The organism is [Clostridium] celerecrescens 18A (assembly GCF_002797975.1).
Classification (GTDB): domain Bacteria; phylum Bacillota; class Clostridia; order Lachnospirales; family Lachnospiraceae; genus Lacrimispora; species Lacrimispora celerecrescens.
Map to the genome: position 1 here is coordinate 4,844,416 of NZ_PGET01000001.1, position 15,180 is coordinate 4,859,595.

Consider the following 15,180-nt stretch of genomic DNA (forward strand, 5'->3'; position numbering starts at 1 on the left):
TACATAAAAAAGGATCAGGAGGTAATGAAATGATATTCTATATGGTTTCCAGTGTACTTCCGGGAGAGTCCCTGGCGGATTTACAGCAGGAGGTACAGGAAAACTTAAACCAGTTAAGGCCCAATGTCGTGTTGGAAACCTTAAAGAGCTGGGCTCCGGAGTTTATAGCATTCGGGATAAAGCTTCTCATTGCGCTGGTGATTTTTTTCGTTGGCTCCAGGATTATTAAGTTACTCAATCATATGCTGAACCGCTCTTTTAAGAGAGTGGATATGGAGGTCAGCTTAAGAAAGTTCCTCTTATCCGTTTTAAACGCCACCATGTACTGTCTGCTGGCTTTTATCGTAGCAGGGCAGATAGGAGTGAATTCGGCTTCAATCGTGGCTCTGCTGGGGTCTGCAAGTATTGCCGTAGGTCTGGCAGTTCAGGGAAGCCTGGCTAATTTTGCAGGCGGAGTGCTGATCCTTCTTATGAAGCCGTTTCGTGTAGGGGACTATATCGTATCAAGGGATGGGGAAGGCACGGTCCGTACCATTGGACTGGTGTACACGGTTTTAAATACCGGCGATAATAAGCAGGTGGTCATTCCAAACGGGACCCTGTCCAATTCTCCCCTTACCAATGTGACCGCAATGGATAAGAGGCGGCTGGATGTCCTGGTGGGGATCGGATATCAATCGGATTTAAAGAAAGCCAAGGAAGTTTTGGATCGCATTTTTCGTAGTCAGAAGGGAATCTTAAAAGAGGAGCCCATAGATATTTTCGTCAGCGACTTAACGGAAAATGCCGTTACCATCGGAGGCCGGGGCTGGACCTCCTTAGATGATTACTGGCCGGCCAGGTGGGAGATCCTTGAAAAGGTAAAGCTTGAATTTGAAGCGGCAGGAATCGAGATTCCCTATAGCCGGATGGAGGTGCAGTTAGAGGAGCGCCATCCCTGATAAAAAAGTGAATCTTTAAAAATAATCTTTGAAAATTGTAACGTGCACCGTATGTCAGATATAATTATGGCTGACATACGGTGCACGTTCTTTAGGCGGTTCCGAAAGAACGGGACGCCTTTTCTTTTTTTATTTTACCCGGTAGGTCACGGTTACCTGGGCTTCCACACCGATCTGCCCTGGTTCCACAACCACGGATTTGACTCCGGCTGCGGCATCTTCTTTTGCTACAGAAGCGGAGTAGCGGATATTCGGGTAGGTATTCATCTCTTCGATGTGAGCGATTCCATCCAGGGTGACTCCGCTGGCGGCAGCAATTGCCTCTGCTTTGACTTTGGCTGCTTCAACAGCCTTTTTAAGGGCCTCCCTGTAGTTATCATCGTATTTGCTGGAAAGATAATTTACGCTGTCAATGCAGTTAATGCCAGCTTCTACGCTGGAAGAAAGCATGGTGCCCACCTGGTCAAGGGGAAGGTCAGAAACGGTGATGCTAGTGCGCATCTGATATCCGGTGATCTGCTGGCCGGAATTATTCCAGTCATACATCGGCTCTAGACCGTAGCTGGAGGTCTGGATGGATTTTTCATCAATGCCGGATTTCTTTAAAAATTCAATGACATTGCTTGTATCCCCGCTGTTTTTCTCCTGGCAGGTTTTGGGATCCCCGGCCTGAGAGAGCACTGCAAAATTGACCTGTGCCATATCGGGAACCACTTTTACTCCCTCTGTGCTGCTAACCTGTATGGTATTGGTATCCTTGTTGCTAATGGTAGTAACATTGGCTCCCGGTACGGAAGCGGTCCCAGTCTGGGCACATGCAGTCATGCTCAGCACGGCTGCGGCAATAAGAGCGGCAGCCAGCGGCTTATTCATTTTTCTCATAATTATTTCCTCCTTTTCATATTTTATATTCTACAGGAAAAATTTAGGAATTAGTATTTCTTTTCCCTTAACATTTAAGTCAAATTTCATAGATTTTAATTACGAAAATCTGACTATGGAAAAAAGTGGGTATTAGGGATAAAAAACAATGGAAGAAAGCAATTTGTGTGGCGTAAATTGTGGAATGTGCCTATAAAAAGAAATAAAAATGCAATGGTTTAACGAAAAAAGAAATTTTGGCTAAATCTATTGCATTTTTTTGTGCAATGTGTTATCTTATAGCCATAAGGTTATTGGAAACGTTACCGATATCGTTACCAAAGGGTTGGTATCCAATGATCAGGAAAGATAAAGCCTGGGAACAAGCAGGTGAAACAAGTTTCTGTGTGGAAGGCATGCAGGAAAATATTGGGGGTTGAGTGGACGGATCCATCAACCGGAAGGTGCAAATGCACGGAAGGAGGATATTATGAAACTTAAAAAACTGGCAGTACTAACTTTGGCTGCAGCAATGGCGGCCGGAACACTTGCAGGCTGTGCTTCCAACAAGAAGACGGAGACATCAGGGGCGGAGCAGAAAACTCAGGCAGCGGAAACCACTGCGGCAAAGTCTGATGATACGGCAGAGGCCAAAGGACAGATTTATTATCTGAACTTTAAGCCGGAAGTTGCAGACACATGGGTGGAACTTGCGGGCAAGTATACAGAGGAAACCGGTGTGCCCATGAAGGTACAGACAGCGGCAGCAGGTACTTATGAGCAAACCTTAAAATCTGAGGTGGCTAAAAAGGAACCGCCTACACTGTTTCAGATCAACGGACCGATCGGTTATAAGTCCTGGGCAAAATATTGCAAGGATTTAAAGGATTCCACAATATACGGACATCTGGTTGATAAAGATATGGCTGTAAAAGATGGAGATGGAGTTTACGGCATTCCTTACGTAGTGGAAGGCTACGGAATTATTTATAATGATGCCATTATGAAGAAGTATTTTGCTCTTGACGGCGCAAAGGCAAAATCCATGGAAGAGATCAATTCCTTTGATTCCCTGAAAGCAGTTGTAGAAGATATGCAGGCAAGAAAGGCAGACCTTGGAATCGAAGGCGTGTTTGCTTCCACTTCTTTTGCTCCCGGCGAAGACTGGAGATGGCAGACCCATCTTGCAAACCTTCCGGTTTATTATGAATATAAGGATGACAGCGTATCCGATAAGGATGCCCTTGACTTTAAGTATGCAGACAACTACAAAAACATTTTTGATTTATACATTCAAAACTCCTGTACAGATCCAAAGATGGTAGGCGCAAAGACCGTTGAGGATTCCATGGCAGAATTTGCTCTTGGCAAGGTTGCCATGGTCCAGAACGGAAACTGGGGCTGGGGACAGGTGTCCGGCGTTGACGGAAACACAGTTAAGGAAGAAGATGTGAAATTCCTTCCTATCTACACCGGAGTTAACGGTGAGGAAAAACAGGGACTCTGCATTGGAACAGAAAATTTCTTCTCCATCAACAGCCAGGCAAAGGAAGAGGATCAGCAGGCATCTCTTGACTTCCTGGAGTGGCTCTTCACTTCTGATACAGGTAAAGATTATGTAACCAACAAGCTGGGCTTTATCGCTCCTTTTGATACCTTTGCAGCAGATGAAAAACCAACCGATCCTCTGGCCAAAGAGATCGACCGCTATATGAACAACAAAGACTTATATTCTGTGTCCTGGAACTTTACCTCCTTCCCAAGCCAGACCTTTAAAGATAACTTCGGAGCATCCCTGCTTGAATACGCTCAGGGCGGCAAAGACTGGAAGGCAGTAGTCGATGACATGAAGGCCGATTGGGCAAACGAAAAAGCTATGACAAAATAAGAATAGAAAGAAGTTTTAAGGGAAATGGGTGAGCGCGGGGGAGATGCCTCACCCATTTTCATACAAGAAATTCGATCAGCCTCAGCTCATCGAGGAGTTTTATAGAATACCCTGCGGGTATACCTATGAGCCCGATGCCCGATGATGCGGGGCACGCTGTAAAGCGTGGCGGGCCCTGTCCCAAAAGTATGGACAGTAAAAAAGAAAGGAGAACTGCTATGCAAAAGTCAATGAAACGGTACTTTCCAATATTTGTTCTACCCACACTGGCTGCATTTACCGTTGCATTCCTGTACCCGTTTATCATAGGTATTTATTTATCCTTTACGGAATTCACTACGGTAAAGGATGCCTCCTGGGTGGGGATTTCAAATTATAAAAAGATATTTATGGACCGGAATTTTATCAATGCACTGGTATTTACCGTGAAGTTTACCATTGTGTCGGTAGTGAGCATCAATACCCTGGGGTTTTTACTGGCCTATGTCCTCACAAGAGGGATAAAGGGGACCAACCTGTTCCGGACCGTATTTTTCATGCCAAACTTAATTGGAGGCATTGTGTTAGGTTATGTCTGGCAGCTTCTGTTAAACGGTATTCTTGCAAGATTTGGGGTTACCCTCTCTTTTAACGCCAAGTATGGCTTTTGGGGTCTGGTGATCCTAATGAACTGGCAGCTGATCGGGTATATGATGATTATTTACATTGCCGGGCTTCAAAATGTTCCGGGAGAACTGATTGAGGCGGCAAGGATCGACGGAGCTACCGGATTCCAGATCTTAAAGCGAATCATGATCCCTATGGTGATGCCGTCCTTTACCATCTGTCTGTTTCTGACCCTGACAAATTCCTTTAAGCTGTTTGACCAGAACCTTGCGCTGACTGCAGGCGGACCGGGAAGGCAGACCAGCATGCTGGCCCTTGATATTTACAATACCTTTTACGGCAGAGTAGGCTGGGAAGGGGTGGGGCAGGCAAAGGCCACGGTGTTCTTTCTTATGGTTGCGGTCATATCCCTGACCCAGCTTTCATTAACACGTCGTAAGGAGGTGGAGAACTGATGAGCAGAAAGAGAAGAAATATGGAAGCTCAGCAAATGGAAGTGGGAAAAACCACGGGAGCGTTTTTAACGGCTGTATTAGCCGTCCTTTCCCTGACATTTTTGTTCCCGATTGTCCTGGTTTTCATGAACTCCTTTAAGAGCAAGCTGTTTATCAGCGATGCGCCGTTTCAGCTTCCTAAGGCAGGAACTTATGTAGGGCTTACCAATTATGTGGAAGGCATCCGGAAAACAGGGCTGTTCCCGGCTTTTGGCAGATCCTTGTTTATTACGGTAGCTTCTGTGGCAGCGATTATCCTGTTCACCTCCATGACAGCCTGGTTTTTAACCAGAGTGAAGTCCGTATTTACAAACGTTTTATATTACGTCTTTGTATTTGCCATGATCGTGCCCTTCCAGATGGTCATGTTCACCATGTCAAAGACTGCAAATGACTTGTATTTAAACTCCATGTACGGCCTTGTGCTTCTTTACCTGGGCTTTGGCGCCGGGCAGGCAGTATTTTTATTCTGCGGTTTTGTTAAGGCCATTCCCCTTGAAATCGAAGAGGCGGCTATGATCGACGGCTGTTCCCCCATTCAGACTTATTTTCATGTGGTATTCCCCATGTTAAGGCCTACGGCAGTGACCGTTGCCATCTTAAATGCCATGTGGATTTGGAACGATTATTTACTTCCTAGCTTGATTCTTCCTCAGGAAAAAGGTACAATACCTATGGTTATTCAGAACCTAAAAGGAGGATATGGTTCCATTGATATGGGAGCCATGATGGCAATGCTGGTTCTGGCGATTTTTCCTATCATTGTATTTTATTTAAGTTGTCAGAAATATATCATAAAGGGCGTAGCTGCAGGTGCGGTAAAAGGCTAGGAAGTCTGCGATTGGCTCATTGCTAGCAGTATTAACAGAAAAAGGAGACTGATTATGCGGGAATGTGGTATGTTGCTCCCAGTTGCAAGCCTTCCGTCAAAATACGGGATCGGGGCATTTTCAAAAGAGGCATATGAATTTATAGATTTATTAAAAAAAGCAGGTCAGCAGTATTGGCAGATACTCCCGCTGGGGCCTACCGGTTATGGGGACTCTCCTTACCAGTCATTCTCCGCATTTGCGGGAAATCCGTATTTTATTGATTTAGATGAGCTGGCTGCAGAGGGACTGCTTACCATAGCGGAATGCGAAGCCATGGATTTTGGAGATGATCCGAGAGATATTGACTATGAGAAAATGTATTATAACCGTTTTCCCTTGTTGAGGAAGGCTTATGGACGGTGGAAAGAGCAGGGACATACATCCGATGAACCCGGGAGACATCTTGGAGAGGAAACGGCCGGATACTGCTTTTACATGGCGGTTAAGGATCATTTTAAAGGAAAGAGCTGGATCTGTTGGGAAGAAGATATCCGTCTTAGAAAAGAAGAGGCAGTTTCCAGGTATGAAAAGGAATTATCAGATGAGATTGGATTTTATGGCTTCCTTCAGATGAAATTTGAAGAACAGTGGAGCCGGTTAAAGTCTTATGCAGGAGAACAGGGCATCAGGATCATCGGCGATATCCCCATCTATGTGGCATTTGACAGTGCAGATTCCTGGTTTCATCCGGAACTGTTCCAGTTCGATGAAGCCTGTGAGCCTGTTGCTGTAGCTGGCTGCCCGCCGGACGGATTTTCCGCCACCGGACAGTTATGGGGAAATCCCCTTTACCGTTGGGACTACCATGGAAAAACAGGTTACGAATGGTGGATGAAGCGAATGGAATACAGCTTCCGCCTTTACGATGTGGTGAGGGTGGACCATTTCCGCGGCTTTGATGAGTATTATTCCATTCCGGCAGGAAGCGGGAATGCTGTTCGCGGAACCTGGGAAAAAGGGCCTGGAATCGATATTTTTAATAAGATGAGGGAACGGTTTGGGACACTGGATATCATTGCGGAAGACCTTGGCTTTTTGACTCCATCGGTTTTAAAGCTGGTAAAGGATACGGGATTCCCAGGTATGAAGGTTCTGGAGTTTGCGTTTGATTCCAGAGAAGAAAGCGATTATCTGCCTCATAACTATACACAGAACTGCGTGGTATATACGGGAACCCATGATAATAATACCATCAGGGGTTGGTATGAAGAATTGTCCAAGGAGGACCGCCAGCTTTCCATTGACTATATGAATAACGGAAAAACGCCGGGAGAAGAGATTCACTGGGATTTTATCCGTCTGGCCCTTGCAAGTGTAGCCAAGCTGGCGGTGGTACCGGTGCAGGATTATCTGGGCCTAAGCGGGGAGGCCAGGATCAATGTACCTTCCACCCTGGGGAAAAACTGGAGATGGCGTATGGTTTCCGGGGAAATAACAGAAGAGATTGTGGAAAAATGCAGAAAAATTGCCAGGCTATACGGCAGGGCGTGAGGAAAGGAGATGAGTATTTCTGATGGACTCCATTAATATAAAGGATATAGCCAGATTGTGCGGGGTGGGTGTGAGTACCGTATCCCGGGCCATTAATAACCATCCGGATATCAATCCAGAGACTAAGAACATGATCATGCAGGTGATTAAGGAAAACAACTATATTCCCAATAACAGCGCGCGGAACTTAAAACGTACCGATTCCAGGGCAATCGCGGTGCTGATCAAAGGGATCGGCAATCCCTTTTTCAGCAAGATGATCCGTATCTTCGAGGAGGAGATCCAGAAAAAGAAATACTCATTCATCCTGCAGCGGGTCGATGAGCAGGAGGATGAGGTAGATGTGGCTCTGGAACTGATCAAGGAAAAGAAGCCAAGGGGAATCGTGTTTCTTGGGGGATATTTTTCCCACAGCAGGGAAGAGCTGGAACAGCTGACCGTTCCTTATGTGTTAAGTACCATCGGAATGACAGAGTACTTGGGTGAATCTCCTGACTTTTCCTGCGTATCCGTAGATGACTACGCAGAAAGCTACAAAATGACGGACTATTTATGTAAACTTGGACATGAAAAAGTCCTTATTCTGACCGCTCCTTCTGATGATGAGAGCATCGGCCGCCTCCGTCTGGAAGGATACAAAAAGGCTCTTTTGGATAACGGCATCACCCCTTCCCCATCTCTGATCATATTTTCAGAGGAATGCGAGGAATGCTATACCATGGAAAACGGGTACCGGATGATGAACCGCGTTCTAAATGAAAAACCGGAATTTACGGCTGTTTATGCGATCTCAGACAGCATTGCCATCGGTGCCTGCAAAGCCATCTTTGAGCATGGCATGCGGATACCGGAAGATTATTGTATGGCCGGTTATGACGGTCTTGATATTGCCCGCTACTATAACCCGTCCATCACCACCATCCGCCAGCCGGTGGAAGAGATGGCAAAGGCTACCATCAAAATCTTATTTGATGTGATCAAGAATAAGGCAGAGCATCAGAAAACGGTTTTTAAGGCCGAGCTGGTAGAAGGAGAGTCTACAAGAAGAGTAAAATAATTTCCCATGTCAATAAGCAATCCCTCCGGATCAAATGCAAAGTAATGAGTAAATTTGTCAATAGTGCTGCAATTTTACTTATTATTTGATATAATTTTATTATATCTCACATTTGATAAGGAGGGATTTTCCATGCCTGATACCATGTTTTTCAGTCTCCTGTTAAATATTGGCCTCCTGGTGCTCATCGCCACTTTGCTGACCAAAATTCCCATCGTACGCAGTATGCTTTTGTACGATAAAAATTCTGCCGGCTGCACGGTATCCCTGGGAGCCATATTCGGTCTTGTCAGCATTATTTCCACCTATACAGGTGTGCATGAACAGGGAGCCATTGTTAACACCCGTGTGATCGGCGTATTAGCGGCCGGCCTGTTAGGGGGTCCATGGGTCGGTATGGGGGCGGCCCTGATCGGAGGGCTGCACCGTTATTTTTTTGATATCGGCGGCTTTACTGCCGTTTCCTGTGCCTTATCCACCTTGATGGAAGGCCTTGCAGGATGTATTTTCTCCCGCCGTTTCAAAATGGGAAAAATAGACAGCACCGGAATATTCCTGCTCACCGCTATGGTCGAAACGGGACAGATGGCAATTATTCTCCTAATCTCAAGGCCTTTTCCGGCGGCCATACAGCTGGTGAAGGTGATCGCATTTCCAATGATCATCATGAATGCCCTGGGCATGATCATCTTTTTAGGAACCTTTAACATGGTATTTATGGAGGAAGACAGCCAGTTTGCAGAAAAAATGAGACTTGCACTGGGGATTGTGGAGCAGAGCCTGCCCCATCTGCGTAAGGGCTTATACAGCACGAAGGATATGGAGGCTGCTGCGGAAATCATTTATCAATCCACGTCCTGTGCCGCCATATTGATCACGGATACCCGGAAGATCCTGGCTATGAAATCCGATGCAGGGTTATGCGCCTTAAAAGGAGATTCTATCCTGGCTCCTATTCTCGCCTCTTTACATGACCGGAATTCTACTATTTTTGATTATGCAGAAAAAGACGATCCTTTTTATCCCATATTAAAAAACCACATGATTGTAGCCGCTCCCCTGATCGAAATGGACCATATCATCGGCAGCCTGACCATGGTAGTTAAAAAGCATTGGCACAGTTCACGATCTGACTTAAGTTTTGCTTCTGAACTGGCCAGGCTTTTCTCCACTCAGCTGGAGCTTTCTTATCTGGAATACCAGAAAAAGCTGCGGCGCAAAGCGGAGTTTAAGGCCTTGCAGTCCCAGGTAAACCCACATTTTTTATACAATGCGCTAAATACAATTTCTTACGTCAGCCGGGAGAACCCGGACAGGGCAAGGGAACTTCTCCGCTCCCTCTCTACCTACTACCGGCAGACTCTGGAAAATGACCAGTATATGCTGAACCTGCATACGGAACTTTATCACATCTCAAGTTATCTGGATCTTGAAAAAGCGAGATTTGAAGAAAGTCTATGCGTAGAAATCAACATTGAGGAAGATTTAAACTGCATGGTTCCCGCCTTTATTCTCCAGCCCCTGGTGGAAAATGCCATCCGTTACGGTGCCGATCAAATGGGAAACCGTCTGGTGTCCATTCAAGCCCATGCAGACGTGGACCGGATCGAAATAGCGGTTTCTGACAATGGTACGGGATTTCCCCAGGAGATTCTTACACGGCTGTATGCAGGACAGAGCTATGGTGGTGTGGGACTGGAAAACGTCCATAAGCGGTTAAAGAGCATCTACGGACAGGAGAACGGACTTCACATTCAAAGCTCGGAAAGTGGCTCCAAGGTCTATTTTCTGATCCCCGCGGCAGTTTCAGAATTCAGGTATATGGAAGAGCTTGCCGCAACCATAAGTCATAAAAACAATGGAATGGAGGTATCATCATGAAAATTGCAGTGATCGATGACGAGCGTCCTGCCCGAAAAGAGCTGATCCATCAGATTTTATCCATTTTGCCGGACAGCCTGATTAAAGAGGCCGGCAGCGGAGCAGCCGCTCTGGAACTTCTTGAAGACCAGTCTTTTGATCTTCTGTTTTTGGACATTAACTTAAATGATATGGAAGGAACTACGCTGGCATCGGCGGTTAAGCGCATGCTGCCGGAGGCGCAGATTGTTTTTGCCACGGCCTACTCCCAATATGCGGTGAAGGCATTTGAACTGGGGGTAAGTAATTATATCCTGAAACCCTTTGATCCGGAAAGAGTACGGCTGGTTCTTGAAAAATGCAGCCGGGATCTGGCCAGGTTGCAAAAAGAAAAGATACCGGCGGAAGACAGGTTCCCGTCATTTCCAGCCAACCGGATGCCTATCTGCGTGAACCGTACCATCACATTGCTGGACATCAGCCAGATCGTTTATATTGAAACCTGCCTAAGAAGTTGTATCATACATACTGTTTCAAAGGATTACACGGAAAACCAGCTGCTGGGAGAATACGAAAAACGCCTGGTGCCTTACAGCTTCTGCCGCATCCATAAGAGCTATCTGGTCAATTTAAACTACATCGCAGAAATGTTTCCCTGGGCCGGCAACAGTATGGCGGTCAAGATGCAGGGATTTGAACAAAATATCCTTCCTGTAGGCAGGGAAAAAGTCAAACATTTAAGACAGCTCATCGGAATTTAAAAAACTTCTCTCCGGTTTATGACAGTCATTCTGCCTTTTGTGCATTTAGCACTTACGTTCATACAAATATCATTTATTTTTGTACATATTATTGTATAATCGGTGATAGGAATGGTTTTCATAATATTTTACAGGAGGTATGAATATGATAAGTTTCTTTGCATGTCTGGCACTGCTGATCATCGGATTCTTAACCTACAGCAAGGTGGCTGAAAAGGTTTTCGGCCCGGATGATAGAAAGACCCCTGCTCTGACGATGACAGACGGAAGTGATTATGTACCAATGGGAACGCTCAGGATTTTTCTGATCCAGCTTTTAAACATTGCAGGTCTGGGGCCAATTTTCGGTGCTCTGGCCGGAGCCTGCTGGGGTCCCAGCGTATTCCTGTGGATCACCCTTGGTACCCTTTTAGGAGGTGGCATCCATGATTATATGGTGGGCATGATGTCCATGCGACATAAAGGAGCCAGTGTTTCTGAGCTTACGGGTACATACTTAGGGAATACCATGAAGCAGGTCATGCGGGTGTTTTCCGTGATCCTTCTGGTTCTGGTCGGGGTTGCCTTTTCAACCGGTCCCGCAAATCTCTTAGCCATGCTGACACCGGATATACTTGATTCCCGCTTTTGGCTTGCTGTAGTATTGATTTACTATTTTATTGCGACATTTGTCCCTATCGATAAGGTAATCGGAAAGATCTACCCGTTTTTCGGCATTTGTTTGATTGTTATGGCGCTGGGGGTAGGAGGGGCCATTCTCTTAAAAGGTTACTATATTCCTGAAATCACCTTGTCAAACCTTCATCCATCAGAAACTCCCATCTGGCCGACCATGTTCATATCTGTTGCATGCGGTGCTATTTCCGGCTTTCATGCAACCCAGTCTCCACTTATGGCACGCTGCCTTACCAATGAAAAGGATGGCCGTAAGGTATTTTACGGTGCAATGGTGGCAGAAGGTGTGATCGCTCTGATCTGGGCGGCTGCAGGTGTTGCATTTTACGACGGTACCGGTGGTCTTTTAACCGCACTGGGCAACGGACAATCCAGCGTGGTCTATGAAATCTGCTTTAAACTTTTAGGGCCCGTGGGTGCGGTCATCGCTATGATCGGAGTCATTGCCTGCCCCATTTCTTCAGCAGATACCGCTTATAGAAGTGCCAGGCTGACGTTGGCCGACTGGTTCCAAATGGACCAAAAGCCTGTTAAAAACCGGCTGATTCTTACCATTCCTCTTCTGGCAGTCGGCTCCGTTCTGACTCAGTTTGATGTACAGATTGTATGGAGGTACTTCTCCTGGAGCAACCAGACCCTGGCCATGATTGCGCTCTGGTCCGCAAGTGTATATTTATTCCAGAGGAAACGTTTTTACTGGATCACAGTAATTCCGGCAACTTTTATGTCCGCAGTATCCTTTACTTACATTCTGATCGCGAAGGAAGGGTTCCAGCTTTCCACCGGCATTGCTTATCCGGCTGGTATCCTGTTTGCCGCCGTATGCTTTGGAGTATTCGTTTATACTTGTATTCTTGGCAAAGGCAAAGATACTTCCAATGTCTCAGAAGAGGAAAAGGCTACAGCATAATCTTTTAAAGGGTTAGAGTAAAAGTGTAAAAGGTACCCTGTCAGTAAACACTGAAAAAGAGGCTGTGTCATAAGGATAAAGGTACTTAAGTGAAGAGCTTATTCACTTTGTATTGTAATACGATTCTATGAATTCAGAAATTCCATGCGAGCTTATTTGAGAGTAGAAAAATTTCCATCTTGAATAAGCTCTCTTTTAGTTCTGTAGAAAGACTCCATTATAGCCTCCTTTTTTGTGTCCTTGTAAAAGGGGACTGTTTAACCGTTCTTTCGTTGATTTAAAAATATTAAATGTTATCATAAAATTATTAAATTATACATACATGTGTTTATATGGTACATTAAAGTTACTTAGAAATCCGTACATATTGGTATGTATTTTCCGGAAGATCAATGATATTGCAGAGAGGACTTAGCGAGGGAAGCATTACAAAAACCTAATATCTGTGATTGTTCCCAAAATAGGCCATTTAAAGGGCATTTCTGCTGCGGTGGCAGCGGGTATCGTGGCAGGGAAGCCAGGAAAGAGCTGGAGGTTATTGGGGCGGTAACGAAGGAACAGATCATTCAGATGAAAGAATTTATGTAAGAAACGGAGGTCAGGACAGAACACAATAAAAGCGGATTTTCTTTTGGAATCCAATTACCATACCAATATCGTTCTCATTGAGAAAGACGGAAACATGGCGGCGGCATCGCTTCCAAAGGTGTGGAGACCACACTTAAAAATGTTGGTAGGTTGGGGAAAGAGGGGATATAGAAACCAACGAAGAAATTATTAAAATCATGATAGGAGAATAGGTATGAAAAAAATAATAAGTAGTTTACCTTTTAAATTACTTCTGGGGGTTATTCTGGGGATCCTGATCGGACAGGTAGCAGGCGAACGTGTCATGAATTTAGTCGTGACAGTGAAATACATATTAAATCAGGTTATTACATTCTGTGTTCCTCTCATTATCATTGGCTTTATCGCTCCTTCGATTACAAGGCTGGGCAATAATGCTTCCAAAATGCTGGGCGTAGCAGTTACTGTTGCATATATATCTTCCATTGGAGCGGCACTTTTCGCCATGACGGCCGGCTACGTCATGATTCCTTATCTGTCCATTGCTACCGATGTAAACGGACTTAAGGATCTTCCTGGAATCGTGTTCCAGCTGGATATCCCGCAGATCATGCCGGTAATGAGCGCACTGGTATTTTCCCTACTCCTGGGTCTGGCCGCTACCTGGACAAAGGCAAAGGTAATTACCGAAGCATTGGAAGAATTCCAGGAAATCGTGCTTTCCATCGTAACAAAAGTTGTTATCCCTATGCTGCCTGTATTCATCGCATTTACCTTTTGTGCCCTCTCCTACGAGGGAACCATTACCAGGCAGCTTCCGGTATTCTTTCAGGTTGTTCTTATCGTGATGATAGGACATTTTATCTGGCTGGCACTGCTTTATGCAGTCGGCGGCATTTATTCCGGGAAGAATCCGATGGATGTCATCAGAAATTACGGACCTGCTTATATTACCGCAGTAGGTACTATGTCATCAGCTGCTACCCTGGCTGTAGCACTCCGCTGTGCGAAAAAGTCACAGCCTACTTTACGTGATGATATGGTGGATTTCGGCATTCCGCTGTTTGCCAACATTCATCTGTGCGGCTCCGTTTTAACAGAGGTATTCTTTGTAATGACTGTCTCAAAAATACTATACGGAGCCTTTCCGTCCTACGGAACCATGTTGTTGTTCTGCGTTTTATTAGGTGTATTTGCTATTGGCGCCCCCGGCGTTCCAGGAGGAACAGTAATGGCATCTCTTGGTCTTATAACAGGAGTTTTGGGCTTCAATGAAACAGGAACGGCCCTTATGCTGACCATTTTCGCATTGCAGGACAGCTTCGGCACAGCTTGCAATGTAACCGGTGACGGTGCATTGACCATGATTCTGACCGGATTCGCTGAAAAGCATGGAATAAAAAGAGAAAAAATCGAATCAGGAATTTCATAAAAACAAACTATAAAATAACACCCCCTGCAACCGTTTCCTGGCTGCAGGGGGTGTTTGTTACAGCATTTAAGAAGGCTCATTTTTATAGCACCAGAACCAATCAACACAATTTAGATCCGATGTTTCAGGTTCATTGAGCCGCTCCAACGATTGATTATAAGTACCAGGCGGAGGAACCATGACAGAATTGCCAGGCATCCAGTTTGCAGGAGTTACTACGCCGTATTTGTCTGTCGTCTGAAGAGCGGTTAACAGGCGCAGTATTTCAGAAATGTTTCTGCCGTTTGTCAGAGGATAAACAAGGATCGCACGAATAATCTGATTTGGATCAATGAAAAAAACATTTCGAACGGTTTCCTGCTTATTGACATCCGGGGCAATCATGCCATAAAGGTTTGCAACCTCAGCCATGCGGTCTGCAATGACTGGAAAAGGAATTTGAACGCCCGTTAATAAACGGATTTGATTTACCCATGCCAGATGGGAGGGGTTACTGTCAATGCTCAAACCGATCAGTTTTGTATTTAATGCTTCAAACTGATCGTTCGCCTGTGCAAAAGCGATAAATTCGGTCGTGCATACAGGCGTAAAGTCGCCTGGGTGAGAAAATAAAATAACCCATTGTCCTTTGAAATCGGACAGCTTCAGCGGTCCAAATGTTGTCATAGCAGTAAAATCAGGGGCTTTCATGCCAATGTTAACGTTCATAACTGATCCTTGAAATTGACTCATGTTATTATATGACAATATCAATGAGGTGTTTCA

The 15,180-nt window shown here is 45.3% G+C and carries 12 protein-coding genes; 10 read left to right on the plus strand and 2 right to left on the minus strand.

Going from position 1 to position 15,180, the window contains the following annotated elements:
* The first annotated feature begins 29 nt into the window (after positions 1-29).
* The gene (locus tag H171_RS22085; RefSeq protein ID WP_100307050.1) at positions 30-941 is read left to right on the plus strand and encodes a mechanosensitive ion channel family protein; all 912 of its coding nucleotides are present in this window, start codon (positions 30-32) and stop codon (positions 939-941) included.
* A gap of 129 nt (positions 942-1,070) precedes the next feature.
* On the opposite strand, the gene H171_RS22090 is transcribed toward H171_RS22085, so the two are convergent.
* Positions 1,071-1,823, minus strand: a complete 753-nt coding sequence (locus H171_RS22090; protein ID WP_100307051.1) for an SIMPL domain-containing protein — start codon at positions 1,821-1,823, stop codon at positions 1,071-1,073.
* A 469-nt stretch (positions 1,824-2,292) separates the two neighbouring features.
* On the opposite strand from H171_RS22090, the gene H171_RS22095 reads away from it, so the two are divergent.
* From H171_RS22095 to H171_RS22135, 9 genes are all read left to right on the plus strand, one after another.
* The gene (locus H171_RS22095) at positions 2,293-3,690 is read left to right on the plus strand and encodes an ABC transporter substrate-binding protein (protein WP_100307625.1); all 1,398 of its coding nucleotides are present in this window, start codon (positions 2,293-2,295) and stop codon (positions 3,688-3,690) included.
* A gap of 218 nt (positions 3,691-3,908) precedes the next feature.
* Entirely contained in the window at positions 3,909-4,751 is an 843-nt protein-coding gene (locus H171_RS22100) for a carbohydrate ABC transporter permease (RefSeq protein WP_025230144.1), read from the plus strand.
* The gene (locus tag H171_RS22105; RefSeq protein WP_100307052.1) at positions 4,751-5,620 is read left to right on the plus strand and encodes a carbohydrate ABC transporter permease; all 870 of its coding nucleotides are present in this window, start codon (positions 4,751-4,753) and stop codon (positions 5,618-5,620) included. Before H171_RS22100 ends, H171_RS22105 begins: the two co-directional genes overlap by 1 nt.
* A 54-nt stretch (positions 5,621-5,674) precedes the next feature.
* Positions 5,675-7,153 (plus strand): 4-alpha-glucanotransferase, encoded by a 1,479-nt coding sequence (gene malQ, locus H171_RS22110; RefSeq protein ID WP_100307053.1) that lies wholly within the window; start codon positions 5,675-5,677, stop codon positions 7,151-7,153.
* Between the two features lie 22 nt (positions 7,154-7,175).
* The gene (locus H171_RS22115; RefSeq protein WP_100307054.1) at positions 7,176-8,210 is read left to right on the plus strand and encodes a LacI family DNA-binding transcriptional regulator; all 1,035 of its coding nucleotides are present in this window, start codon (positions 7,176-7,178) and stop codon (positions 8,208-8,210) included.
* 132 nt (positions 8,211-8,342) lie between these two features.
* Entirely contained in the window at positions 8,343-10,091 is a 1,749-nt protein-coding gene (locus H171_RS22120) for a LytS/YhcK type 5TM receptor domain-containing protein (RefSeq protein ID WP_100307055.1), read from the plus strand.
* Positions 10,088-10,831, plus strand: a complete 744-nt coding sequence (locus H171_RS22125) for a LytR/AlgR family response regulator transcription factor (protein WP_100307056.1) — start codon at positions 10,088-10,090, stop codon at positions 10,829-10,831. Before H171_RS22120 ends, H171_RS22125 begins: the two co-directional genes overlap by 4 nt.
* Before the next feature lie 145 nt (positions 10,832-10,976).
* Positions 10,977-12,416 carry a carbon starvation CstA family protein gene (locus H171_RS22130; RefSeq protein ID WP_100307057.1) on the plus strand — a complete coding sequence of 480 codons (1,440 nt, stop codon included), beginning with the start codon at positions 10,977-10,979 and terminating at the stop codon, positions 12,414-12,416.
* 802 nt (positions 12,417-13,218) lie between these two features.
* A complete protein-coding gene (locus tag H171_RS22135; protein WP_100307058.1) occupies positions 13,219-14,415 on the plus strand; it encodes a dicarboxylate/amino acid:cation symporter in 1,197 nt (398 codons plus the stop codon).
* A gap of 66 nt (positions 14,416-14,481) precedes the next feature.
* Here H171_RS22135 and H171_RS22140 read toward each other — a convergent pair whose 3' ends face one another.
* Positions 14,482-15,123, minus strand: coding sequence for a peroxiredoxin (locus H171_RS22140; RefSeq protein ID WP_100307059.1), 642 nt, complete (start codon positions 15,121-15,123; stop codon positions 14,482-14,484).
* Positions 15,124-15,180: the final 57 nt, after the last annotated feature.